This window comes from Streptomyces sp. NBC_01255 (assembly GCF_036226445.1).
In the GTDB taxonomy this organism is placed as follows: Bacteria; Actinomycetota; Actinomycetes; order Streptomycetales; family Streptomycetaceae; genus Streptomyces.
The window spans coordinates 80,617-103,061 of sequence record NZ_CP108474.1; the positions used below are offsets into that span (position 1 = coordinate 80,617).

At 69.1% G+C, this 22,445-nt stretch carries 23 protein-coding genes and 2 pseudogenes; 19 read left to right on the top strand and 6 right to left on the bottom strand.

The features are described from left to right. Window positions 1-12: 12 nt before the first annotated feature. The gene (locus OG357_RS00220; RefSeq protein ID WP_443066606.1) at window positions 13-1,398 is read right to left on the bottom strand and encodes an NDP-hexose 2,3-dehydratase family protein; all 1,386 of its coding nucleotides are present in this window, start codon (window positions 1,396-1,398) and stop codon (window positions 13-15) included. A 234-nt stretch (window positions 1,399-1,632) separates the two neighbouring features. Between OG357_RS00220 and OG357_RS00225 the strand changes: the two genes are divergently transcribed. The 9 genes from OG357_RS00225 (at window position 1,633) to OG357_RS00265 (ending at window position 9,956) form a co-directional block, all read left to right on the top strand. Then, a complete protein-coding gene (locus OG357_RS00225) occupies window positions 1,633-2,934 on the top strand; it encodes an activator-dependent family glycosyltransferase (protein ID WP_329619121.1) in 1,302 nt (433 codons plus the stop codon). Window positions 2,935-2,976: 42 nt separating this feature from the next. Then, window positions 2,977-3,219, top strand: coding sequence for an acyl carrier protein (locus tag OG357_RS00230; protein WP_329619122.1), 243 nt, complete (start codon window positions 2,977-2,979; stop codon window positions 3,217-3,219). Window positions 3,220-3,224: 5 nt separating this feature from the next. Next, window positions 3,225-4,430, top strand: coding sequence for a beta-ketoacyl-[acyl-carrier-protein] synthase family protein (locus OG357_RS00235; protein WP_329619123.1), 1,206 nt, complete (start codon window positions 3,225-3,227; stop codon window positions 4,428-4,430). Then, window positions 4,418-5,407, top strand: a complete 990-nt coding sequence (locus OG357_RS00240; protein ID WP_329619124.1) for a beta-ketoacyl synthase N-terminal-like domain-containing protein — start codon at window positions 4,418-4,420, stop codon at window positions 5,405-5,407. The genes OG357_RS00235 and OG357_RS00240 overlap by 13 nt, the downstream gene beginning before the upstream one ends. Before the next feature lie 39 nt (window positions 5,408-5,446). Continuing rightward, window positions 5,447-7,063 carry an AMP-binding protein gene (locus OG357_RS00245; protein WP_329619125.1) on the top strand — a complete coding sequence of 539 codons (1,617 nt, stop codon included), beginning with the start codon at window positions 5,447-5,449 and terminating at the stop codon, window positions 7,061-7,063. After that, window positions 7,060-8,616, top strand: coding sequence for a phenylalanine aminomutase (D-beta-phenylalanine forming) (locus OG357_RS00250; protein WP_329619126.1), 1,557 nt, complete (start codon window positions 7,060-7,062; stop codon window positions 8,614-8,616). Before OG357_RS00245 ends, OG357_RS00250 begins: the two co-directional genes overlap by 4 nt. A 35-nt stretch (window positions 8,617-8,651) precedes the next feature. Beyond that, window positions 8,652-9,041: an ApeI family dehydratase gene (locus tag OG357_RS00255; protein WP_329619127.1), complete on the top strand. Its 390-nt coding sequence runs from the start codon at window positions 8,652-8,654 to the stop codon at window positions 9,039-9,041. Further along, a complete protein-coding gene (locus OG357_RS00260) occupies window positions 9,034-9,489 on the top strand; it encodes a 3-hydroxyacyl-ACP dehydratase FabZ family protein (protein WP_329619128.1) in 456 nt (151 codons plus the stop codon). Before OG357_RS00255 ends, OG357_RS00260 begins: the two co-directional genes overlap by 8 nt. 194 nt (window positions 9,490-9,683) lie before the next feature. After that, window positions 9,684-9,956: an acyl carrier protein gene (locus OG357_RS00265; RefSeq protein WP_329619129.1), complete on the top strand. Its 273-nt coding sequence runs from the start codon at window positions 9,684-9,686 to the stop codon at window positions 9,954-9,956. Between the two features lie 88 nt (window positions 9,957-10,044). Here the strand turns inward: OG357_RS00265 and fabG are convergent, their stop codons facing one another. Continuing rightward, entirely contained in the window at window positions 10,045-10,809 is a 765-nt protein-coding gene (fabG, locus tag OG357_RS00270) for a 3-oxoacyl-ACP reductase FabG (protein ID WP_329619130.1), read from the bottom strand. 242 nt (window positions 10,810-11,051) lie between these two features. Between fabG and OG357_RS00275 the strand changes: the two are divergent. Together OG357_RS00275 and OG357_RS38725 are read left to right on the top strand one after the other, a co-directional pair. After that, window positions 11,052-11,402 (top strand): annotated as a pseudogene (locus OG357_RS00275) (metallophosphoesterase); the annotation flags it as partial. Between the two features lie 80 nt (window positions 11,403-11,482). After that, complete coding sequence (locus OG357_RS38725; RefSeq protein WP_443066607.1) at window positions 11,483-11,752, top strand: hypothetical protein; 270 nt, start codon at window positions 11,483-11,485, stop codon at window positions 11,750-11,752. A gap of 148 nt (window positions 11,753-11,900) precedes the next feature. On the opposite strand, the gene OG357_RS00285 is transcribed toward OG357_RS38725, so the two are convergent. The 3 genes from OG357_RS00285 to OG357_RS00295 all read right to left on the bottom strand — a co-directional run bounded on the left by OG357_RS00285 (window position 11,901) and on the right by OG357_RS00295 (window position 14,238). Then, window positions 11,901-12,299, bottom strand: a complete 399-nt coding sequence (locus OG357_RS00285) for a GerW family sporulation protein (RefSeq protein WP_329619131.1) — start codon at window positions 12,297-12,299, stop codon at window positions 11,901-11,903. Window positions 12,300-12,897: 598 nt separating this feature from the next. Beyond that, the gene (locus OG357_RS00290) at window positions 12,898-13,350 is read right to left on the bottom strand and encodes an SSI family serine proteinase inhibitor (RefSeq protein WP_329619132.1); all 453 of its coding nucleotides are present in this window, start codon (window positions 13,348-13,350) and stop codon (window positions 12,898-12,900) included. Between the two features lie 126 nt (window positions 13,351-13,476). Further along, on the bottom strand, window positions 13,477-14,238 hold the full coding sequence (locus OG357_RS00295; protein WP_329619133.1) for a metallophosphoesterase family protein: 762 nt from the start codon (window positions 14,236-14,238) through the stop codon (window positions 13,477-13,479). Between the two features lie 461 nt (window positions 14,239-14,699). On the opposite strand from OG357_RS00295, the gene OG357_RS00300 reads away from it, so the two are divergent. The 3 genes from OG357_RS00300 to OG357_RS00310 all read left to right on the top strand — a co-directional run bounded on the left by OG357_RS00300 (window position 14,700) and on the right by OG357_RS00310 (window position 16,297). Further along, window positions 14,700-15,287: a TetR/AcrR family transcriptional regulator gene (locus OG357_RS00300; protein WP_329619134.1), complete on the top strand. Its 588-nt coding sequence runs from the start codon at window positions 14,700-14,702 to the stop codon at window positions 15,285-15,287. Then, window positions 15,284-15,664, top strand: a complete 381-nt coding sequence (locus tag OG357_RS00305) for a hypothetical protein (RefSeq protein ID WP_329619135.1) — start codon at window positions 15,284-15,286, stop codon at window positions 15,662-15,664. Before OG357_RS00300 ends, OG357_RS00305 begins: the two co-directional genes overlap by 4 nt. A 153-nt stretch (window positions 15,665-15,817) precedes the next feature. Further along, window positions 15,818-16,297, top strand: a complete 480-nt coding sequence (locus OG357_RS00310; RefSeq protein WP_329619136.1) for a hypothetical protein — start codon at window positions 15,818-15,820, stop codon at window positions 16,295-16,297. A gap of 145 nt (window positions 16,298-16,442) precedes the next feature. Here OG357_RS00310 and OG357_RS38730 read toward each other — a convergent pair. Further along, window positions 16,443-16,570 (bottom strand): annotated as a pseudogene (locus OG357_RS38730) (IS5/IS1182 family transposase); the annotation flags it as partial. Window positions 16,571-16,786: 216 nt separating this feature from the next. Here OG357_RS38730 and OG357_RS00320 point away from each other — a divergent pair. From OG357_RS00320 to OG357_RS00340, 5 genes are all read left to right on the top strand, one after another. Beyond that, on the top strand, window positions 16,787-17,062 hold the full coding sequence (locus tag OG357_RS00320) for a hypothetical protein (RefSeq protein ID WP_329619137.1): 276 nt from the start codon (window positions 16,787-16,789) through the stop codon (window positions 17,060-17,062). A 535-nt stretch (window positions 17,063-17,597) separates the two neighbouring features. Next, on the top strand, window positions 17,598-18,323 hold the full coding sequence (locus OG357_RS00325; protein ID WP_329619138.1) for a dienelactone hydrolase family protein: 726 nt from the start codon (window positions 17,598-17,600) through the stop codon (window positions 18,321-18,323). A gap of 206 nt (window positions 18,324-18,529) precedes the next feature. Next, the gene (locus tag OG357_RS00330; RefSeq protein WP_329619139.1) at window positions 18,530-18,937 is read left to right on the top strand and encodes an SSI family serine proteinase inhibitor; all 408 of its coding nucleotides are present in this window, start codon (window positions 18,530-18,532) and stop codon (window positions 18,935-18,937) included. A gap of 426 nt (window positions 18,938-19,363) precedes the next feature. Beyond that, on the top strand, window positions 19,364-20,011 hold the full coding sequence (locus OG357_RS00335; RefSeq protein WP_329619140.1) for a class I SAM-dependent methyltransferase: 648 nt from the start codon (window positions 19,364-19,366) through the stop codon (window positions 20,009-20,011). A gap of 329 nt (window positions 20,012-20,340) precedes the next feature. After that, on the top strand, window positions 20,341-22,392 hold the full coding sequence (locus OG357_RS00340) for an MMPL family transporter (protein WP_329619141.1): 2,052 nt from the start codon (window positions 20,341-20,343) through the stop codon (window positions 22,390-22,392). The last annotated feature ends 53 nt before the right edge of the window (window positions 22,393-22,445 follow it).

Below are 22,445 nucleotides of genomic sequence, written 5' to 3' on the forward strand. Positions count from 1 at the left end.
AGCGCTTGCCCGTTATGCCTCGAGCGTGTTCAGGCACATCAGCAGGGTACGGGCCTGTGCGCTGACGTAGTGGCTGTAGCGGGTGAACGCGGCGAGCTGGTCGCGGGAGACCCAGCGGAAGCCGGGTGGTTCGTGCAGGGGTGCCTCGCTCTCGGTGGCCTCGACGACGAGGTAGCGGCTCACCGAGTCGAGGAAGCGGCCTCCCTCCTCCGAGTGCAGCGCCGAGTAGCGGATCCGCGACGGCGCGGCGGACCTGACCAGGTCGAGGAAGGGCGGCCGCTCCCCCGCGGGCAGGTGGTCGTGGTTGCGCGGTATGCACTGCACGGTGGGGCCGAGCTCGGCGTCGCAGAAGCCGGCTTCCGCGCGGGCGCTGACCAGGACGTGCGGCACGCCGGCGAAGGTGCGGGTCACAAACGCGACGACGCCCTGGCCGTTCGGTTCGATGAGGGGCTGGGTCCACTCGCCCACTTCTCGGTTGCCTGCCTGTACCGACACGGCCATGACGCGGAAGTACCGTTCGTCGTCATGGTGGATGGAGTGCTCGTCGCGCGTCCAGCCGGGGATGTCGGCGAGCGAGACCGGTACCCCGGTGATCGGGGTCAGCGACCGGCGCGCCGCGAGCCACGACAGCAGGTCGGTGTCGGAGTGCAGGGCAGAGGAGGCGCCTGCCCCGTACAGGCCGGCCAGAGCCGAGCGGGCGTCGAAGTTCATCGTGTTGTCGTGGCCCAGCAGTTCGTGGATCTGTCCCAGAGTGAGCCAGCGGAAGTCCTCGTGGTCGGGGACCGGGCCGGTGACCTCCACGACCATGTTGCGGTTGCGTTTGCGGCGGAACCACGAGCCGTGCTCGCTCTGCAGCACGTCCGACAGGACGCGGCCGCGGGATGTGTCGGTGAAGTACTCCAGGTAGCGGACGTCCGCACCCTTGTGGATCTTGGTGTAGTTGCTGTAGGTGGCCTGCACGGTGGGTGAGATCTGCACCAGCCCGGGATTGCCCGGCTCCATCTTGGCCTGCATGAGGAAGTGCAGGACCCCGTCGGTCTCCCGCGCGAGAATCCCCAGGATGCCGACCTCGGGCTGGGCGATGATGGGCTGGTGCCAGGTCACGCGGTCGGGCTGCTCGCCCACGCTGACGCGTAGTCCCTCGATGGTGAAGAACCGCCCGCTGCGGTGCACGAGGTTGCCGGTCTCGGTTGAGAAGGACCAGCCGTCGAGCTCGTCGAACGCGATGCGCTGCACCGTGAAGCCGACTTCCTTGCGGCGCCGGTGCACCCAGGCGGTGATGTCCTGCACACACTCGCCTCGCCGTGCGGCCGCGGACCGTGTGATGCGCTCAGGCAGCGTGGGATCCTCGCGATCCGTGAGCTGCGGCCGTACCTGACTGTCCTTCGTACTCTGCAACGCCGGCTCCTCACGAGGTCGATGATGCCGTCGGCATCGGTCTGCCCTGCGGCGAGTGTGGGCGCCGCGGCTTGGGCCGATCTAGGCCCGCCCTTGCGGAGCCGGCGGCCGCCGGACCCCGGCCGCGGACCCGGCCGCCGGACCCCGGCGGCCGGGCAAGAGCGGCCCAAGACCGGCTTTAGGCAGTCCGCCGACTGTTCTCGGCATCCCGCTGTCGATGGAGGTGTTGGTGCTGTGCGCGTCCTCATCGTGTCCTGGCCCTGGAGGACTCACTTCCAACCGATGGTCCCGTTGGGCTGGGCACTGCAGGCCGCGGGGCACGAGGTGCGTGTCTCCAGCAGCCCGGACCTGGTCGAGTCGCTGACCGCGTCGGGCCTGATGGCGGTCCCGGCCGGCCCCCCCGATGTCCTGAAGACGATGTACGAGCAGTTCACCGAGGAACAGGTGGAGCTCGTGCGGACCCTGGAGCAGCTCGGATCGCGCGACGACTTCTTCTTCGATTTCGCCCTGGACACCGAGGGGGCACTGACCTGGGACCGGCTGCGCCTGAGAACGCGGTACTTCACGCAGATCCTCAAAGGCGTGAACGACGCGATGGTCGAGGAGCTGGTCGACTACTGCCGCTGGTGGAAGCCGGACCTGGTGGTATGGGAGTGGATGAGTCACGCGGGCGCGATCGTGGCCCGCGCGACAGGCGCGGCCAGCGCGCGGATCCGCTCCGAGATCGATGTCGACGCCTGGTCCCGGCGCGCCTTTCTCCAGCTCCGCGAACAGCAGCCGCCCCAGGAGCGGGAGGACGCGCTGGCGGACTGGCTGGGGCGCTGGTCGGAGAGGTTCGAAAAGCCGTACTCCGAGGAGATGGTGACCGGGCACTTCACCATCGAGCACATGCTGGGTTCCATGCGGCTGGATTCGGATGTGCCGCACGTTCCCCTGCGCTATGTCTCCTACCACGGGCCCGCCGTCGTACCCCAGTGGGCTCGCCGCGCCCCGGCGAAGCGGCGCGTTCTGGCCACCTTCGGGATCAGCCAGAACAAGGGAAAGGAATACCAGGCCGTTTCTGTCAGGCAGCTGCAGCAGATACTCGACTCCCTGGCCGATCTGGATATCGAACTGGTGGTAACGGCGCCGGAGAAAGTCCAAAGAAGTCTGAAGCGGGTTCCCCCCAATGCGATGCTCGCGGAGTTCGTCCCCTTGCACGCGGTGGTCCCGACGTGCTCAGCTGTGATCCATCACGGCGGGATTCCCGCATTCATGGAGGCGGTCGCGAACGGCGTTCCGCAGTTGATGGTCGGCCGGGTCGTCGGTGACATCGACTTGCGTGCCCCGCTGCTGGAGAAGGCCCAGGGAGGCCTCTACCTCTCAAGGCCGCAGTTGTCCGGGGAGCGGGTCCGGGAGTGCCTGGTGCGGCTGCTGGAGGAGCCGGCGTTCCGGGAGGGCGCCGAAAGGCTGCGTAACGAGCAGGCCACGCAGCCGACGCCCAGCCAACTGGTCCCCGAACTGGAAAAGCTCACGGCCCGCTATCGCTCCCGCTGAACGGGTCTCGTCCTGCTCTCGGTACCAAGGAGGAACATCACCATGCTGGCAGATCGACTGGCGGAGCTGCGGGACATGGCAGCGGACATATTCACCGTGGAACCCGAAGAAGTGGAGGGGGCCGGCAGCTTCATCGAGGATCTGGGCGCCGACTCGCTGCTGGCCGTCGAGCTGCTGAGCCGGATCGAGCAGCGGTACGACGTCATGATCGACGTCGGCGACCTGGAGAAGATGACCGATCTGCGTTCCACGTACAAGGTCGTGGCCGACGCGGCGGGGTGGTAGTCGCTGTGCACCGCGTGGTCATCACCGGCCTCGGGCCGGTGTCGAGCATCGGCATCGGAGCGGACGGTTTCTTGCATGCCGTGCGGGCGGGGAAGAGCGGGATCTCGCCCGTCTCCTCGTTCGACGTGTCGGGGTTCGAGCACAAGATGGCGGGTGAGGTGGCGGACTTCGACGCCGCGGGACTGCTCACCCGGCTGAACGTCGCCGACTGGGGACGGGCCTCGCTGTTCGCCGCGGCCGCTGCCCGCCTGGCGGCGGACGACGCCGGCATCCGGGACTTCGGCGATGACGCCGCCGTGGTCATGGGAACGACGTCGGGCGAGATCCCCAACGTCGTGGCGATGACCGAGTCCTGGTATGTGAACGGCCCGGCGGTCCCTGACCGGACGCTCGCCGCGCAACTGCCCGCCGGCCGCCTGGCCCTGGCGGCCGCGCAGGAGATCGGTGCCACGGGCGAGACGATGACGTTCTCGGCCGCGTGCGCGGCGGCCAACTGCGCCATCGGCTACGCCTACGACCTTGTCGCTTCCGGGGAGGCCGCCGTCGCCATGGCCGGCGGCGCCGACGCGGTGAGCCGGTTCACCCATGCCGCGTTCAACCGGCTGGGCGCGCTCGCGAAGGACACCTGCCGGCCCTTCGACCGGGAACGGGACGGCATGCTGACGGCAGAGGGCGGTGCGGCGCTGGTTCTGGAGACTCTGGACGGCGCGGTCGAACGGGGTGCCCGCATCTATGCGGAGGTTCTGGGATACGCGGTCAGCTGCGATGCCTACCATCCCTCGGCGCCGGAGCCGCAGAGCATCGCGCGGACCATGGACAGCGCACTGCGGCGCTCCGGTGTGACGCCGGACGAGGTCGACTACATCTGCGCGCACGGTACGGGCACCCGGCTCAACGACCGGGTGGAGGCACAGGCCATCCGCAGCGTGTACGGCGAGACGGCGCCACCGGTCAGCTCCCTCAAGTCCATGCTGGGGCACACGATGGGGGCGGCCAGCGGCTTCGGCAGCATCGCCTGCGCGCTGGCGGTGAGCAGGGGTTTCATCCCGCCCACCATCAACCACCGCCACCCGGATCCGGAACTGGACGGCATCGATCCCGTTGCCGGCGCGGCGCGGGAACAAGCCGTTCGCGTGGCCCAGAACAACGCCTTCGGTTTCGGCGGCAACAACGCCATCGTCCTCTTCGGGAGTGCTCCATGCACATCGTGATCTCCGGCCGGGGAGCCGTCCGGCCCGATCCCGTCCCCCGGACGCACACCCCGCCGTCCGGGCCGGCCTTCACTGCCGGCTCCTTCGACGGCGAGGCGCTGCTCGGCCGCAGGACCGCTCAGTACAACCACCGCAGTGCCCAGCTGGCCATGGTCGCCTTCGGCAGGGCGCTCGATGACGCGGGTCTGCGGGTGAGCGATGACAACCGTGACCGCATCGGCGTCACGCTGGGCACGGCGGCGGGCAGCGTCACCGGCATGGCCGAGTTCGGCATGGACACCTTCTCCCAGCCGCGTCCGTACATGGTGGCCGCCGCCAAGTCCTCGCACTGTGTGCTCAGTTCGCCCGCGGGGGCGGCGGCCATCGCCTACGGCCTGCGGGGTGCCAACGCGACGGTCGCCTCCGGGCCGGCGACCGGGCTCGCCGTGCTGCGCCATGCCGTGGTCATGCTGAGGGCCGGGCACGCCGACGCGGTGCTCGCGGGCGCCTCGGAGGAGTTCACCGGGCCGACGTCATGGGTCGCCCGGGCGGCCCGCGGCCCGCAGGTCCAGGGCGAGGGCGCGGCCGCTTTCGTGCTGGAGGGCCAGGAGGCGGCCCTGGCCGCCGGCCGCACGCCTCTGGCGGCTCTCGCCGCCGTGGACGTGCGGGCGGTGCCCGACCTGTCCGCCGGGCAGTTCGCCGGGACGATCGCCCGCGCGCTGGCACGAGCGGGCGTGTCGGCGCCGGATGTGTCGGCCGTGGCGTTGCGTCACACGGGTGTCCACGCGGTGGACGAGGCCCAGCGCAGCGGACTGGCCCAGGCGCTGCCCGAGGCGGCACACGTCAGCGACGAGGAGCGCATCGGGGACTGCTACAGCGCCCACGCGCTGCTCCAGCTCGACCGGCTCCTTCACGAGGCGACGCTGCCCGCCGTCATCGTCGCGGCGGACCCGGACGGTCTGCTGTCGGTCGCCGTACTGAAGGACGTCCCGCGGTGAGCCGCGCATCGCAGGACCGGCACCCGGCGGGGAGGCACCGTGGAACATCATGACCCCACGGCGGACAACCTCGGCCACTACCTCCTGGCTCCCGCCGCCCGTACCCCGGACAAGGCCGCCGTGGTGGAAAGCGACGCGACGGGGATGCTCGCCGAGGTCTCCTACCGGCAGCTCGCCGCGCTCGTGGAGGACTACACCCGAGCCCTGGAACCACTCGGCCTCGATGTCGGCGACCGGGTGGTGGTGGAAGCACACACCTCCGCGGCGGCGGTGGCGCTGCTGCTTGCCTGCTCCCGGCTGGGGCTGCCGTTCGTCCCGGTCAGCCCGCAGACCCCCGACAACCGCCTCCTCTCGATTCTGAGGTCGGTCGAGCCGGCGCTGCACGCCCGGGCCGACGGCCTTGACCGGCGTGATCTGCCGTGGGCCGGTGCCACCGCGCGCTTCGGGCGCAGCGGGCTGAGAGCAGAACACCCGCCGGCGCTGCGGACACGGCGCCGCCGGAGCGTACTCGCCGTCGACACGGCCTACATCGTCTTCACCTCCGGGTCGACCGGGCGCCCCAAGGGCGTGGTGATGAGCCACCGGGCGATCGTCACGTTCCTGCGCGCGGTGATCGCGGACGGACTGGTCGGCGACACCGACCGGGTCGCCGGCACCTCTCCGCTCCAGTTCGACTTCGCGCTCTTCGGGATCGGTGTCGCTCTCGGCAGCGGTGCGACCCTGGTGCCGGTCGGACGCGAGTACCTCGACTCGCCCCGGCGCATGGTCAACTTCCTGCGTGACACGGCCGTCACCCAGGTCCATGGAGTGCCCTCGCTGTGGCGCCCGGTCCTGCGCCACGATCCGCAACTGCTCAAACGGCTGGACACGGTGCGCTCGGTGGTCTTCGCCGGCGAGGGCTTCCCTCTTCCCGAACTGCGCCGTCTCCAGGAGATGCTGCCCGGCACCCGCCTGGTCAACGGCTACGGGGCGACCGAGTCGATGGCCGCCTCGTTCACCGACGTTCCCGACCCCCTGCCCGCACAGCAGCAGGCGCTGTCGATCGGTCACGCGCACCCGGGAGCCGAGATGACTCTGGTGGACACGGCCGGAGCAGTGGTGACGCGGCCCGGGGTGGTCGCGGAAATCCACCTGCGCAGCCCCGCGCTGTTCAGCGGCTACTGGAACGACCCTGGGGCCACCGCCCAGGTGCTGGTTCCCGACCCACTGGACCCGCGGCACGGGCAGCTGGTGCTCCGCACCGGCGACCTGGCCTACCTGGACGAGCACAACGAGCTGTACTTCGTCGGCCGCGCCGACTCCCAGGTGCAGATCCGCGGCAACCGGGTCGAGCTGGGCGAGGTGGAGAGTGTGCTGGCCCGTCTGCCCGCCGTGACGGCGGCCGCGGCCGCCGTCACGGCGCGCGGCGGGGACCACGTACTGATCGCAGGCGTCGTCCTGGACGACACAGCGGCGCCGTTCGACGAAGACGCGGCACTCGCCTTCTGCGCCCGGGAACTGTCCGCCTACATGACGCCGCGCCTCATCCGGGCCCTGCCCGACCTGCCCCTGACCGAGAACGGCAAAGTCGACCGGACGCTGCTCGCCCACCTGGTGACCACCACCGTTCACGACGGACCCGCTGACACCGATCCGACACCGAGGAGCCCCGCATGACGTACACCCTGTCCCTGGACCGCCGCGTACTGCTGGCGGACATCGAGTCGATCGCCGCCGCGACAGGCCCCGGGCTGGCTCTGGACGGTGGCGTGCGCGAACGGGTCGACGCCTCGCGGCGCACGCTGGAGAAGTTCGTGGCGGACGGCCGGATCATCTACGGCGTGACCACCAGCATGGGCGGATTCGCCGACTGGCTCGTCCCCGTCTCCATGGCACGCCGGCTCCAGGAGAACCTGCTCAACGCGGTGGCGACCAACGTGGGCGAACGCCTGGACGACGTCACCGTCCGCGCGATCATGGTGTCCCGCATCGCGTCGCTCTCCCGCGGCAACTCGGCCATCTCCCTGGTCAACCTGGACAAGTACATCGCGGTCGTGAACGCGGGAATCGTGCCCTGCGTACCGGAGAAGGGATCGCTCGGCACCAGTGGCGACCTCGGCCCGCTCGCCGCCATCGCGCTGGTCTGCATAGGCCAGTGGAAGGCCCGGTACAACGGGGAGGTCCTGCCGGGCGCCGAGGCACTGCGCCGGGCCGGCATCACCCCGATGGAACTCAGCTTCAAGGAAGGCCTCGCCCTGATCAACGGCACGTCGGGGATGGTCGGCCTGGGCTCCCTCAACGTGCAGCGGGCCCGCCGGCTCATGCAGTCCTACCTGCTCGTCTCCGCGCTCTCCGTGGAAGCCCTGGCGGGCAAGACCAAGCCGTTCGACCCACGGGTCCACCAGCTCAAACCGCACCGCGGACAGCGTGAGGTCGCGCAGTACCTGTGGCAGACGCTGGGCGACTCCCGGCTCGCGGTCGACGAACTCGACATCGAACAACTCCTCGCAGGCGAGATCGCGGACACCGCGAAGGCCGGATCACAGTCGATCGAGGACGCCTACTCGATCCGCTGCACACCCCAGATCCTCGGACCGGTCCTGGACAGCCTGGCCACGATCGAGCAGACCGTCGAAGACGAGCTGAACTCCTCCAACGACAACCCGCTGATCGACCCCGACGAGGCAGAGGTCTTCCACAACGGACACTTCCACGGACAGTACGTGGCCATGGCAATGGACCACCTGGTGATCGCCATGACAACCCTGATGAACCTCTCCAACCGCCGTATCGACCGCTACCTCGACAAGAGCAACAGCAACGGACTGCCTCCCTTCCTGTGCCGGGAAGACCCGGGCCTGCGGCTGGGCCTGATGGGCGGACAGTTCATGACCGCGTCACTGACCGCCGAGACCCGGGCGATGGCGATGCCCATGTCCATCCAGTCCCTGACCACCACCGCCGACTTCCAGGACATCGTCTCGTTCGGCTTCGTCGCGGCACGCCGCGCCCGGGAAGTACTGGACAACGTGGCCCACGTGGTCGCGTTCGAGCTCCTGTGCGCCTGCCAGGCAGTCGACATCCGCGGTACCGACGGCCTGTCCTCCGCCACCCGCGTCCTGTACGAACAGACCCGGGAACTGGTCCCGTACCTCGACCACGACATCACGACCACCGAGTACGTGGAGGAACTCGCCCAGCGGCTGCTGACACACCCGGGCCTGGGCTGAGGACCACCGTGCCCTCCCCGCAACCCAAGGCAGCCATGTCCGCCCTGCCCGTGCCCCTGACATGGAACGAGCGGACACCCGACAACACCCACGCCGTACTACGGCTCCCGGTCGATCACGCCGCCGACTACATGGCCGGCCACTACCCCGGCTACCCGATCCTGCCGGGAGTGGTCGTCATGGACTGGGTCCAACAAGCCGTCGACAGCCTCCACGACGGCGGCCTGCGGCTGCACCGCCTCGACAGAGCACGCTTCGTGGCGCCCCTCTTCCCCGGAGACATCCTGGAAATCACCCTCCGGACACGCCCCCGCGAACCGAACGGCGAAGAGATCCACGCCCACGCCCGCATCGTGCGCCACTCCGACCACCGCCTGGCCGTCGAACTCGACGCCACCTTCACACCGGTGGACACCCATGCTTGACCACGCGCGGATACGCGGCCTGCTACGCCAGCGCCCCCCGATGATCCTCCTCGACACCGTCGGGGAATTCTCCCCGACCTCCCTCACCGCCACAAAGGCCATCACCGGCTCCGAACACTGCTACCAAAACCTCCCCGACAACACCCCCCTGGCGGGCTTCGCGTACCCGCAGGCACTCATGGTGGAGTCCTTCGGGCAGGCCTGTTCCCTGCTGTGGACGCTGGCCGGTCTCGGTCCGGCCGACCGCATCCCCCTGCTGGTCGCCGTGAACGGCCTGGCATTCCATGCCTCGCCCCTCCCCGGAGACGTCCTGGAACACCAGGTCCGGCTCGTCCACCACTCCAGCACCGCATGCGAGTTCACCGGCCGGTCCCACGTGAAAGGCACCACCGTCCTCGACATCGGCTCCCTCCTCGTCGCATCACTACCCGGCCCCTCCCCCACCTGACACCACACCCCACACCCCCACACCCCCACGACCCACCCCGCACCCCGCACCCCACGACCTGCCCCACACCCCGTGACCCGCCCCGTACCCCGCACCCCATGGACCCGCCCCGCACCCCGCAACCCCGCAGCCCCGCACCCCACGCCCCGCACCCGCCCTGTACCCCATGACCCGCCCCGACCGAAGGACGAACCATGCAGGACACCGACCACCCGGCCGCACACATCCGGTCGATCGTCGCCGGCATCGTGGGCCTGAGCCCGGACGAGATCGACGACGACCAGGACTTCATCGACTTCTACCGCGCGGACTCCCTCAACCTGATCGAGATCGTCGCCCAGCTCGAAAAGCACTACCAAGTCGAACTGCCCGTAGCCGAGCTGCAACGCGCACGCACGGTCAACGCCCTACGAGACCTGCTCGCCCAAAGCCTGGACACACCCCTAACCCCGAACCCGGCCGGATAACAACCCGCAGACCACCATCCAGCCCCCCGCAGACCACCATGCGGCCCCCTCGCGGGCCTCCACCCGCCATCCGGGTGGAGGCAACCGCTCACAGAGCCACGCCACCATCAATACGGAACACCTGGCCCGTGACATACCCGGCCTCAGGCGACACAAGAAACGACACCATCGCAGCCACCTCCTCGGGTGTCCCGAAACGACCCAGCGGAATACGGTCCACAACAGCCTTCTTCGACACCGAAGCCACCATGTCGGTATCAATGAAACCAGGCGCCACCGCATTGGCCCGCACCCCCAGCCGCGCGAACTCCCGCGCCATCGCCTGAGTCAGCGCGATAATCCCGGCCTTCGACGCAGAATAATTAGCCTGCCCCGCATTACCCACCACCCCCGCAGCCGACGACACCGTGACAATCGCCCCCACACCACGCCGCGCCATCGGACGAGCCACCGCCCGCAACACATTCGCCGTACCGTCCAGATTCGTCCGCACCACCGAGTCCCACTCCTCATCGGACATCAACATCAACGACCGGTCCCGGACAATCCCCGCAGACGCCACCACCGCCGTGATCGGCCCGAACCCCGCCTCCACATCCGCAACGAAACCCCGAACCCCACCACGGTCAGCAACATCAACACGCCGGACCAACACCCGCCGCCCCACCTCACGAACCTCCTCAGCAACCACCTCCGCAGCAGCCCCGTCAGAACGGAAACACAACGCCACATCAAACCCATCACGCGCCAGGCGAACCGCAACCGCCCGCCCAATCCCCCGCGACCCCCCAGTCACCAAAGCCACCCCACCAGCAGCCACCACCACACCGGCCCCACTCGAAACACCCGACATACACCCACCCCTCCCAAACAAAACGAAAACAAGCATCACCTCCCCCCCTACACCACACCTAACGCCACACTTAAAACAACATTGCCCCCCTGCCCCGACACACCCACACGAAGCACACAACAAAAGCCAGTCCATCACCGAACAACGGACTATCAACCAGGAATTGAACCCACAACGAGTACGACGCCACGAAGCACCGACGAAAACACACACCTGCATCAACGCACCCACACCGGAAAACCCCCACCCCGGTGTGGGCCGGAGCGGGCGGACCGGCGCGCATCGCTCCCCTCTTCCTGCTGTACGACTACAGGTTCCCGGCCCGGGCACGACGACGCGCGAGAATTCGCTGGAGAAGGCGCACGAGGCCGGGATCGTGCGCACCGACGAGTTCTTGCTGCACCCGGACCCTTGCGCCAGCCGACAGGACTGGTGCGCGGCGCGCGTCGAGGAGACCGAGCGGCGGCTGGCCGGCCGACTAGCACACCCGCTTCGACGTACGGGCCGTCGTGTACGGGCATCTGCACATCCCGCGCAGCACCGTCTACGACGGCGTGCCCTTCGAGGAGGTGGCCCCCGGCTGTCCACGGGAGGGGGCCGCTTCGGTCTGCGCCCCGACCTGGCCCGGCGGATCCTGCCGCGGCTGTCAGGAGACGGGCGCGGACGCCGCCGCGTGATCGAGTCGATCCCGCCCGCCGCCGTGCGGGCCGTTCAGTCGTTCACCGACCGGATGGACTTCACCCTGTCCCCGCAGGAAGAGGCGCTCGTCGCGCGGGACCGTGCCCAAGCGGCGCGCCGAGTTCACGACCGTGCGGGCCTGCGCCCGCGGCGCCCTCACCGCGCTCGGCGTGCCACCCGCGCCGCCCGAACTCGCCCGCCTGCGGGGGTGTTGGGCTGCCGGGGACAGGATTTGGTGACGGCTGTGGTGGTGGAGAAGGACTGACGAGGACCCGGAGGGGGCAGCCTTGTGCCGCACGCTGTCACGGGCGCGTTTTCAGCGGAAACCCGGATGCCAAAACCCGGATGACCAATGGTGGCATGGGCGTCCTGATCGGGAGGCCGCTCGTCGTATCGGCCGGGGACGCCCTGCTTCAGCGCCTCCTGCGTCGCGCCAGGTGGCTCAGGATCGCCGCCCCGGCCGCCCCGGCCAGGAGGCCGCCCGTCAGTGGTACGAGGACGTTCACCCAGGGATCGCGGATGGGTTTGTACGTGGTCCTGCCGTCTTTGATCTCGATGAAGCCGAGCGGTTTCGCTTCGACCCCGGCGCCGACCAGGCTGTCCTCACCGGCCTCCTGGCCGGCGTTGCCGCCGAAGCCGAACCCGATGCGCGCCACAGGGATCACGGTGACGTCCTGGCTCACGATGGGCTCGCCGAACACGATGGTGCCCGGGGCCCGGCCGCCGAGCTTGTCGGCCAGCCGTTCCAGCAGAACGGCAGAGACATGGTCTGCCGTCGTCGCTTCCAACGGTGCGTTCTCGGAGGCGGTCATCGGGGGCCGCCCCCAGCCGGGTGTTCGGCCGGGCTCAGAAGGTCGACGGCGACCGGGCAGGAGATTCGAATCTCGGCAAAGGCGAAGCAGTCCACCGCGGTGAGAATACACGCGGCCGGGGCCGGGGCGGGGGGGGACGTCAACGGGGACATGTGTTCGCAGTGATCGCCTTTCCAGCGTTGCCTGTGTCGTTCCCTTCGGTTTCAGTCCCCCCGAACTACCAGCAGTTGAGGCCGATGAGGCCCTCGGCGCAGGAGGCCAGGTCCGGGTGTGAGCCCTGCGGGGCGAGTCGTGCGAGCGGGGCCGGGCCAGGTCCGGATGCCGGGCAGTCGGCGCAGGCTGGAGGATCTGCAGCCCGCTGGGCAAAGCACTGTGATCCACCTGACGGAGCCCGGTGGCCACCGCGACCTGCGAACCAGCCCCTTACGCTCCTCGCCATCGCCTAAGCCGGCGTGTAGCGAGCTACGTCGGCGTGCCCCCGACGGGGGATGTCGGGGGCACGGGGCGAGGCGGTGCGGGAAGCAGCGGATCAGTCGACTCGGGCCCGCCTGGCAGCTCAGGAATTGACGTCGTTCCCGCATGCGGGGCGGAACGCCCGTCAGAAGGAGAACACCGCTCCCGTGGCGACGGTGGCCTCGCAGTTGTTGCCGTAGGTCTTGGTCCAGTCGACGGTGCGGCCCTTGTACGTACCGCGCGCCGTCAGGGTGACGGGGGCGTACTCGGCGGTGCAGGTGGCGTCCGGCTCGGTGTTCAGGCGGTCCAAGTCTCCGGCGGCGGCGTCGAGGGCGGCGCAGGCCTCCTTGCGGTGGGGGTGGGCGGGGCGGTCGCTGGCGGGGCAGTCGAGCCAGACGTTCCCGATCGCCTCAGTCTCGCCCTGCGTGCGGGCCGCGGTGAGATGGAGGCGTGTGTCCTCCGTCGGCGGGGGTGCGACGGCGGTCGCGGTGGGGGCGAGGCCGACGGCGAGGAGCGTGGCGGCGAGGGCGGTGACCATCTTGTTCACTGCGGAACAACGCGGGGACGGGTGGCCGGTCACCTCGCTCGATGGGGTCATGGGTTCAGTCCCCGTTCCGGTCGCCGGCCGCGCCCCAGACACCGATGCCGGCCCCCTGGGATTGGTAGGCGTCGTTGATCCTGTAGCCGTGTTCGGCTGCCCGCTGCCGTGGGTGGGAAGCGAGTGTCACAGGCTGTGGTCGCGTCCGTCCCGTGGGGCGAAGGCCGCGAGGACGTCGGCGTCGGTCGCGCGAGCGTGCAGGAAGTAGTCGGCCCATTCGGTGATGTCGGGGTAGGACGAGTCCTGGCACAGCTGGGTGGTTGCGGCTTCGAGGTCGAAGTGCGTGGTGCGGAGTTCGACACCCGGGCCCAGCAGGGCCCAGTGTGCTCCGGTTCGTCCGTAGGGCATGCCGATGCTGCCGGGGTTGATCACGAGCAGGCCGTGGGCGAGACGGACGAACGGCATATGGGTGTGGCCGCAGACCACGGTGCGGATGTCGGTATCGAGTCCGCTGAAGACTTCCTTCCAGCGGTCGAGGCGGGAGTCGACCAGGACGACCTCCTCGTCGTCGCGCGGGGTCGCATGGCAGAACAGCACCTTTCCCAGGCCAGTAACGGACAGGGAGAGTTGTCGTGGAAGCGAGCCGAGAAGGTCGAGATGGTCCTCGCGGAGCTGTTCGGCTGCCCAGGGAGCGATCGGGTCGGGGATCGAGTCGCGTTGTCCCCGGCGGTATTCGACGAGTTCACGGTCGGCGTTGCCGCTGATCCAGATGACGCGGTCGCCGAAGCTGGTCAGCAGGTCGAGAACCTGGGTCGGTTGCGGGCCGGCGGCGATGTCGCCGGTGAGCACGATGCGATCGGCGGCGGTGACGTCTGGTTCGGCGAGTACTGCCTCCAGGGCCGGCAGGACTCCGTGGATGTCGGACAGGACGGCTACTCGGTTCAGCATGGTCACCACTGTGAGGTGAAGGCAGCCGAGTGGTGCGATGTTTCGCCCGGCGCGTAGTTCAAGGGGTGGCCGGGCCCCTGCGAGATCACCAGCGGCCGCGAGGCCCCCACCCGCCTGTACGCCCGAACGGATCGCCGAGTGCTCTCAGCGTGCTCAGAGAGCACTGGCACTCTCCGGACAGTCGGACAGTCCAGCAGTCTTCCGTCGGTGGTGCCGATGAGGATTCGGCCAGGTTCCGCGACGGTCGGGGGTGCGTTCGGGTCCTGTTCGAACGTGGTGGGTTCCGGGAGCGGTTGTCGCCGATCCCGCGGGTTCACCCACGCCGCCATCGACGGCCTTCAGGAGTAACTGCGCCCGCTCGTCGGCTTGTCCGGCCACCTGAGTGGCGTCACCGGCTCCGGTTCTGAACGGCGAGCCGGCCCCCTTGTTTACCTTACGGGTCGACCCGTAAGGTAAATGCCATGAGTTCCTCTCCGCCCTCCAGGGGGCGCCCCAGGGATCCCCGATCACACGAGGCGATCATCGGCGCGACGGCAGAGCTGGTGGTCGAGGTCGGCTACGCCGCGACGTCGATCGGGGCGGTGGCCGCGCGGGCCGGTGTCGGCAAGGACACGATCTACCGGCGGTGGCCGGGCAAACCGGAGTTGGTCTTCGAGGCTGTCTTCACGACCACCGATGACGCTCCGCCCCCGGACACCGGAACGCTGGCCGGGGATCTGACCGCGCTGCTGCAGGGCCTGGTCGACGAGTTCCGCGCGCCTGCCGCCGCGGCGGCACTCCCGGGGCTGCTCGCTGACTTCGCCGCCGATCCGGAATTGAAGGCTCGCATCCGCGGCGACTTCCTGGCCCCTTCGAAGGATCGGCTGCTGATCGTCTTCGAACGCGCCGTGGTGCGCGGGGAGATCGCGGCCGAAACGCCTGTGGACCTGGTCCTGGACACGCTGGCAGGAGCTGTGTTCTTCCACGTAGGGCTGGTCGGGGAGCACCCTGACCAGCAACTGGCCGCGCTGCTGGCCACTGTCGTGGCCAAGGGAATCGAGGTCCGATGAACAGCTGGCTTCTCGCGGCGGGTATCACCGCTGTCGGCGTGGCCGCAGTGCACATCGCCGGCGGGCGCCGCGATGTGGTGCACCCGCTGCTGGCCTGTGGACTCGCGGACGAACCCAAGCGTGTCCTCCACGCCGTGTGGCACATGGTGAGCGTCGACCTGGTGCTCTCCGGACTCGCCCTGCTTTACCTCTCCCTGATGGACGGTACGCCAGGGACCGGTCTGGTTGCGTGGTTCGTGGCTGCGCACTTCGTCGCGTACGCGGCAGTCTTCCTTGTCGTCACGCTGTCCGTCGGCTGGACCAGACCACTACTCCGCCTGCCGCAGTGGATTCTGCTCCTGCCTGTCGCGGTGCTGGCAGCGGCAGGTGCCCCGTAGCCCTGACCCCGGAGAGCGCCGCCGGTGCTGTCCGCCGCAGAGACCGAATCGCACCGCGTAGCGCGCACGCCTCCGTGGACCCTGCGGTGTCCGTTGCTGAACTTGCTGGATGGCGGTTGCTGAGACCACGGGCTGTGCGGGGATACTGCTGCGGTGTTGTTGACATGGATCGCCGAGGTGGCGGACGAGCCCCTGGTACTGGAGCCGGCTGACCGTCGGGTGGAGTGGGAGACCAACACCTGGTGGCTGAGTGCGGAGGACGAGGACAGGAAGTCGTTGTCCGTTTCCGCGGTGGTGGCCGCCTTCGAGCGGACTGCCTCAGCCGTCCAGGTGCGTATCCGCGAGCTGGGCTTTCCCGGAGTGGCGACGTTCTACGTGTGGCATGACGCGCAGGCCGGTCAGCTTCGGTGCTCGACGGGATCATTGCCCGCGGATGCGTTGCCGTTCGGCGGCGCCTACGTGCTTTCCGGCCTCGGGCCAGTCATCGAGGGGTTCCTGGCCGACAGTGAGCCGGGTGTCACAGGCTGGTCGGGCCTGGAAGGCGTGCACAACCACTCGGAGCAGATCGACACCGAGCCAGATTTGGTGCCCATCCGTGTCTGGGCGAGCAGCGTTGGAGCAGCCTCATGCTGACCCGTTCCGCGCGTCCGCACGGGCAAGGCGGCGGTGGCAGCTGAGGGACGCGGAGATACTCGTGAAGGCGAGAAAGTGGTCGGCCTTGCGCTCCTACCGCCGGTGCCGGCGACGGCAACCGGCAGCTCAGGACAGGACAGGACATCGTGCGTTCCACGACCCGGCGATGGCTGCCCAGGCGTTGGGAGGACTCGATGCCACGCCGGGCGATCCGCGGCACGATGCCGCGCTCGCGCAGCGTTGCCGCAGATGGTCGGAGTCGTAGCCCTTGTCAACCTCACGGCCTCGCGAAGACCTTGCCCCTGCTACGCGCTGCCGCCGATGTCGCATTGCTCGGCTTCACCGGCGGCTGACAGTCCTGCTGCATCGTCGGCCCACTGGCCCGTACGCTGCCAGGCGCACCACTCGTCGTCCGGCGGCCGAGGACACCGGTCGCCGAGTTCGCCCGGAGCCGGGAACCAGGGCTCGAATCTCGGCGAGGGCTTCCTCGTGCGCGATGAGGTCGCCCTGAGGATGGACACGCACTGCCTGGTCACGGCCGGGCAAGGCACCGCATATGGCTGTGTGCGCGAAGCCGTTCTGACGGGCAACGTCCTCCGCGTGTCACTCGATCCTGAAGCCCTGGACGACCTGCGGTTGACCGACAGCGAGATCGAGGCCGTCATCGAAGCACCGGCCGAAGACATCGTCCTCTTCCGCGAAGTCCTCGCCCGCGTGCTCGGCTACGGACGTGCGGACGCTGTGCCCACCCGTGTTGGCATCTGACCAGCCCGACAGGCGTCGGGCACCAGTGATACAGAGCGGCCCGACAGGGTGGGGAATTACATGAGGATGCAGCGTCATCCGTGGGGAATTGCGTGACCATCGACAACGGGTTCGTCGACTTGCCCGAGGCCCCGGGCCCGGTCGTGGGCGACCTGCCCCCGGAGCCAGGTGGGTGAGGGCGGCGTGGGCCTCGGCGAGAGGCTCGACCGCCGGCCCGACGAACTCGACGCTGATGACGAAGTCACTGGCCTTGCTGCGATCCTCACGTAGCCCGCAGGCCCCGTCCGGATCGTCCCTGCCCGGGTCCTCCGTCGTGGCGAACAGGCCGATGATCCCGATCACGACGAAGAACGCGGGATCGCCCAGATGCCCGACGATCAGGCACGTCCTCGACGGCTGTCTCGGCGCCTGCGGCGGCGCTCCTCGTCCTGCACCGGGGGGAGGGGGCTGCTGGCCGGCTGGGCCCCGCCCGCGCTGTTCCGCCGAGAGTGAAGACCGGCCCGACCGGGCTCGACCGTCACTACAGTCCGCTCTCATGACGACGATCACCACACGCAAAATCGAGTACCCGGCCGACGGCCTGACGATGGTCGGGCACCTCGCACTCCCCACCGGTGTCGACCGCCGGCCCGCAGTCCTGATCGGTCCGGAAGGGCCGGGTCTGAACGACTTCCAACGACGCCGGGCCGATGCCCTCGCCGAACTGGGTTACGTGGCGCTGGCCTTCGACATCAACGGCGGGCGCTGGTTCACCGACCCCGAAGAAATGCTGGCGCGCGTGACCCCGTTACTCACCGACCCCGACCGGATGCGGGGCATCGGCCACGCGGCGCTCGACGTGCTGCGCGCCGAAACACGAACCGACCCCGAGCAGATCGCTGCCATCGGTTACGGCACCGGGGGCGCCATCGTGTTGGAACTCGGACGTGACGGCGTCGACCTGCGCGCCATCGGGACAGTCAACGCACTCTTGACCGGCCGGCCGGGCGAAGCGGCACGTATCCGCTGCCCCGTCTGGGCCGGAGTCGGATCAGAAGACCCGATCATGCCGCCCGCGCAACGAGACGCGTTCGCCGCCGAGATGCAGGCGGCCGGCGTCGACTGGCGCCTCACGGTGTACGGCGGAGCACTGCATGCCTTCCACCACCCGCCTGTCGACCAGAAGGTAGTCCCCGGCGTTGGCTACCACCCGCAACACGCGCACCGAGCCTGGCAGGACATCATCGGCTTCCTGGCCGAATGCCTTCCCATAGCGGAATGAACACGTGTCAAGGGACTGCCCACGCGGCCGCCGGCCCTGCCTACGACAGCGCCCGGCGACCGAGCCGGTAGCGGCGAGGAGTTACCTCGGCTGTTCGGCGCAGCCCGCGCAAGCTGGGAAGCCGCACATGCACGGCACCAGTCGGTCTGTGGTGTGACTCCATCGAGTTACGTATCCAAGCGCCTTCGGCGTCTGTTGACTCGATCATGAACAAGATCCTCACAGGGCTGCTCGGTGCCGGCATCCTCGCCGCAGGCCTCGCTCCCGCCGCATCCGCCGTAGGTCTCGTCGAACCGACCCTGGACGCGCACCTCCTGCTCACCGCCACCCGGATGCAGGGCGAGACCGAGGTCATCGGGTTCGTCCGGCTCGACTGCCCCGGCTCCGAAGGCCACGACCATCCGCTCACACGCGAGGCCTGCCGAGACCTCCGCACGGCCGACGGCGACCTCGACCGTCTGCCGGGGCAGAGCACCGCCGTCTGCTCCAACGACTCCACAGCCGTCACGGTGACCGCGCACGGCACCTTCCGAGGCCGCGAAATCCGCTGGGAACGCACGTATGAGGACGACTGCGCCCTCATGCTCGCGACCGGGCCTGTCTTCGACTTCTGACCCCGTGTACGAGCCCGCTGAAAGCCCACTCGCCCGCCCCGGAGCTGAACACTCGACCCGCTCGCACTCGACGCCGTTCGCGGCGAGACGTACCAGGTATCCAGCCACCTCGTCGATGAGATGCGATGTACGGCTGTGGCCTTGAACCGGGCGACAGCACCCGGGTGCAGCGCGTGGTCATGGACGTGGGGGTGGGGTCGGCGGCGACGGGTGAGCGTCCTCGCCATCGGGGGCGAACAGCGAGGGGCGTCAGCGCGTGTCCTTGGGATGGCCTCTCGGAGGGATCGTGCTGTGCTGCTCCAGGCGGTCGTCGTGGAGGTCCGTGGTCCTGATGGCCAGGGCGCCGGGGGGAGATTCAGATGTCTGCATCGGGCAGGAGCGGAGCTCTCTCGGCTCGCCTCAGGGGCGGGAACTATTGTCACGAGCATGGTCGAACACGATGCCTTCAGTGCCGCCCGCGACGCCTACGACACTGCTGCCCCTCTCTATGCTCAATTGTTCCGCGACACGCTGCGTGACAGTCCCCTGGACCGCGCGATCTTGGCTGCCTTCGCCGATGTCGTCAGCGCGAGTGGGGACGTCCAGGTCGCGGATCTCGGGTGTGGGCCCGGACATATCACCGCCCATCTGGACGAGCTGGGGCTGGAGGCGTTCGGTGTCGACGCCTCTCCCGCAATGATCGAGCTGGCTCGGCAGGCGAATCCGGAGCTGCGGTTCGACGTCGGCTCCATGGCGGAGTTGGACATCGCTGACGGCGTGCTGGGCGGCGTACTCTCGCGTTGGTCCGTCATCCACACTCCGCCGCTGGAACTCCCGGTCATCTTGGCGGAATTCCGTCGCGTGCTGGCGCCTGGCGGCCACTTGTTGATGGGCTTCTCGGCCAGCGATGACTCTTCTCACCCGACACAGGTCTTCGATCACGCAGTCGCCCCGGCCTACCGGTGGTGGCCTGATCACCTTGCCGCGTTGCTGCGGACATCCGGGTTTGCCGAGGTGGCCCGGATGGTTCGCGAGCCCCAGCCCACGGACCGACGGCAGTTCCAGGAAATCCACCTACTCGCCCGCAAAGCCTGATCCATGTCCGGCGCGTGAGCCTGGGGGTGTTCCGCCGTCACGACGAAGACCGTGCCCGTGTCGAGCAGGCGTCCTGGTTGCGGGGGGGCGCTGTGGTGGGTGATCAGAGAGGAAGCCTTCACCCGGAGCGTGGTGACTCTGGTGGTGGCGGCTTTCTGTGTGGGTGTCCGGTCACGAGGTTGTGGGGTGCGGGCGTACTTCCCCGGGAGTAGGCGGCTTGGTGTGCCGACCCTCGTAGTAGTCCTCAACTCGGTCTTCGGTGCGACGAATCCTCGTTCCGGGAGCGGGAATCTGGGATCGACTGTTGAGGATCTACGGAGGGAGGCCCGATGGAAGGGCGCAAGAGGATCGTCGGCTGGGGGGTGTTGGCGTTGTGGGTGATCGTGCTCGCTCTCGCCGCGCCCCTCGCGGGCAATCTCGGTGATGTACAGCGTGACAGGGCCGTCGACTACCTGCCGGCGAGTGCCGACTCGACTCAGGTCGCGAAGATCACCGAGCAGATGCCGGGCGGGGAGTCCACCGACCTCGTCCTCGTCTATCACCGCGAGGGTGGGCTCACCGACGCCGACCGGGCGAGTGCCGCTCGGGAAGTGGAGGCGGTCGCCGCCGAGCACCCGCTCACCTCGGTTCCGCGTCCGGTTCCCTCCGAGGACGGGACGACCCTTCTGTACGCGGTGTCCAGTACCCAGCCCGGGACGGACGAGGTGGCCAGGGACGCCTTCGTCCACGACGTCCGCGAGAGAGTGAGCGGTGAGGTCGGCGGGCCCGGTGCCCTGGCCACGGACGCGAGCGAGGTGTACGGCTCTCTCGACGGGCCGTTGCTCTACACGACCGTCGCGGTCGTGGCGGTCCTGCTGATCGTCATCTACCGCAGTCCGTTCCTCTGGCTCGTGCCGCTGACCGTCGCCGGGGTCGCCGACTATCTGTCGATGGCCGTCACCTACGCCCTGCACCAGGGCTTCGACATCAGCGTCTCCGGCCAGAGCACCGGTGTGATGACGATCCTCGTCTTCGGTGCGGGAACCGACTACGCGCTGCTGCTCGTGTCCCGGTACCGCGAGGAACTGCGCCGGATTCCCCGCCCGTACGACGCCATGGTCGCCGCCCTGCGCGGCTGTGGGCCCGCCGTCCTCGCGTCGTCGGGGACCGTGGCGCTGGGCATGCTCTGCCTGCTGGCCGCCGACATGAACAGCAGCCGGGGCATGGGGCCCACGGCGGCCGTCGGTGTCCTGTGCGCGCTCGTCGCGATGCTGACGCTGCTTCCGGCCTTGCTCGTCGTGCTCGGGCGGCGGGTGTTCTGGCCGCTGATCCCGGCGTACGGGAGTGTGCCGAAGGCCGCGCGCCGTTCTCTGTTCGCCGCCATGGGCTCCTCCGCCGGCCGGCGTCCCCTCGCCGTCCTGCTCACCGGTGCCGCCGCTCTGGCGGCCCTGGCGCTCGGTGTGCTGAACCTGCCCGGGGCCATCAAGCAGGAGGACTCCTTCAGTTCCACCCCGGAGGCCGTCACGGCGATGAAGACGCTGGCCGCCGCGTATCCCCAGATGGGCACCCAGCCCATCACGGTCGTCGCGCCCAAGGCGGCTTCCGGCGGGGTGCTGGAGCGGGCCCGTGCGACCGAGGGGGTCACGCGAGCCGAACTCGCGCGCAGCGGCAGCGGCTGGAGCGAGATCTCCGTCGTCGCGTCGCATGCGCCGCAGTCCGCGGGCGAGACCGCCACGATCAGGGAGCTGCGCTCGGTGCTCGGCGAGGGGGTGTACGTCGGCGGGCCCAGCGCCGAGCAGCTCGACATGGCCGACACCAGTACCAGCGACCAAAGGATCGTCGTACCGCTCGTCCTCGTCGTGGTGCTGATCGTGCTTGTCGTGCTGCTGCGCAGTCTCGTCGCACCGCTGATCCTGGTCGCCGCGGTCGTCGCGGTCTGGGGCGCGGCCCTCGGCATCGGCGGTCTCGTCTTCGAGGGGCTCTTCGGCTTCGAGGGCACTGATCCGGGCTTGGTGCTGCTCTCCTTCGTCTTCCTCGTCGCCCTCGGCGTCGACTACGGCATCTTCCTCATGCATCGGATGCGCGAGGAGTGCCTCGATGGGCTGGAGCCGGGGCCGGCGGCCTTGGCCGCGCTGCGCTCGACCGGCGGTGTGATCGCCTCGGCGGGGCTCGTGCTCGCCGCCACCTTCGCGGTCCTCATCAACATGCCGATGGTGCAACTGGCCGAGCTCGGCTTCGTCATCGCGGTCGGCGTCCTCCTCGACACCTTCCTGGTCCGTACGTATCTCGTGACCAGTGCGAGCGTGCTCCTCGGTCGCCGGGTGTGGTGGCCGGGTCCCTTGGCCAAGAAGCCCGCGTCAACGGCCGGTTCAGAGTCCGAGCGGCTGCCCGTAGGGGTCTGATCAGGGGCGGGTGGGGGCTCCCCCGGACTGCCAGGAGCCCCCGCCCGCTGGGA

Excerpts from the sequence above, each read along its gene's own strand:
- OG357_RS00230 (WP_329619122.1), top strand. The coding sequence starts at position 2,977 with ATGCTGGCAGATCGACTGGCGGAGCTGCGGGACATGGCAGCGGACATA.
- OG357_RS00240 (WP_329619124.1), top strand. The coding sequence starts at position 4,418 with ATGCACATCGTGATCTCCGGCCGGGGAGCCGTCCGGCCCGATCCCGTC.
- OG357_RS00250 (WP_329619126.1), top strand. The coding sequence starts at position 7,060 with ATGACGTACACCCTGTCCCTGGACCGCCGCGTACTGCTGGCGGACATC.
- OG357_RS00255 (WP_329619127.1), top strand. The coding sequence starts at position 8,652 with ATGTCCGCCCTGCCCGTGCCCCTGACATGGAACGAGCGGACACCCGAC.
- OG357_RS00260 (WP_329619128.1), top strand. The coding sequence starts at position 9,034 with ATGCTTGACCACGCGCGGATACGCGGCCTGCTACGCCAGCGCCCCCCG.
- OG357_RS00265 (WP_329619129.1), top strand. The coding sequence starts at position 9,684 with ATGCAGGACACCGACCACCCGGCCGCACACATCCGGTCGATCGTCGCC.
- fabG (WP_329619130.1), bottom strand. The coding sequence starts at position 10,809 with ATGTCGGGTGTTTCGAGTGGGGCCGGTGTGGTGGTGGCTGCTGGTGGG.
- OG357_RS00285 (WP_329619131.1), bottom strand. The coding sequence starts at position 12,299 with ATGACCGCCTCCGAGAACGCACCGTTGGAAGCGACGACGGCAGACCAT.
- OG357_RS00290 (WP_329619132.1), bottom strand. The coding sequence starts at position 13,350 with ATGACCCCATCGAGCGAGGTGACCGGCCACCCGTCCCCGCGTTGTTCC.
- OG357_RS00295 (WP_329619133.1), bottom strand. The coding sequence starts at position 14,238 with ATGCTGAACCGAGTAGCCGTCCTGTCCGACATCCACGGAGTCCTGCCG.
- OG357_RS00300 (WP_329619134.1), top strand. The coding sequence starts at position 14,700 with ATGAGTTCCTCTCCGCCCTCCAGGGGGCGCCCCAGGGATCCCCGATCA.
- OG357_RS00305 (WP_329619135.1), top strand. The coding sequence starts at position 15,284 with ATGAACAGCTGGCTTCTCGCGGCGGGTATCACCGCTGTCGGCGTGGCC.
- OG357_RS00325 (WP_329619138.1), top strand. The coding sequence starts at position 17,598 with ATGACGACGATCACCACACGCAAAATCGAGTACCCGGCCGACGGCCTG.
- OG357_RS00330 (WP_329619139.1), top strand. The coding sequence starts at position 18,530 with ATGAACAAGATCCTCACAGGGCTGCTCGGTGCCGGCATCCTCGCCGCA.
- OG357_RS00335 (WP_329619140.1), top strand. The coding sequence starts at position 19,364 with ATGGTCGAACACGATGCCTTCAGTGCCGCCCGCGACGCCTACGACACT.
- OG357_RS00340 (WP_329619141.1), top strand. The coding sequence starts at position 20,341 with ATGGAAGGGCGCAAGAGGATCGTCGGCTGGGGGGTGTTGGCGTTGTGG.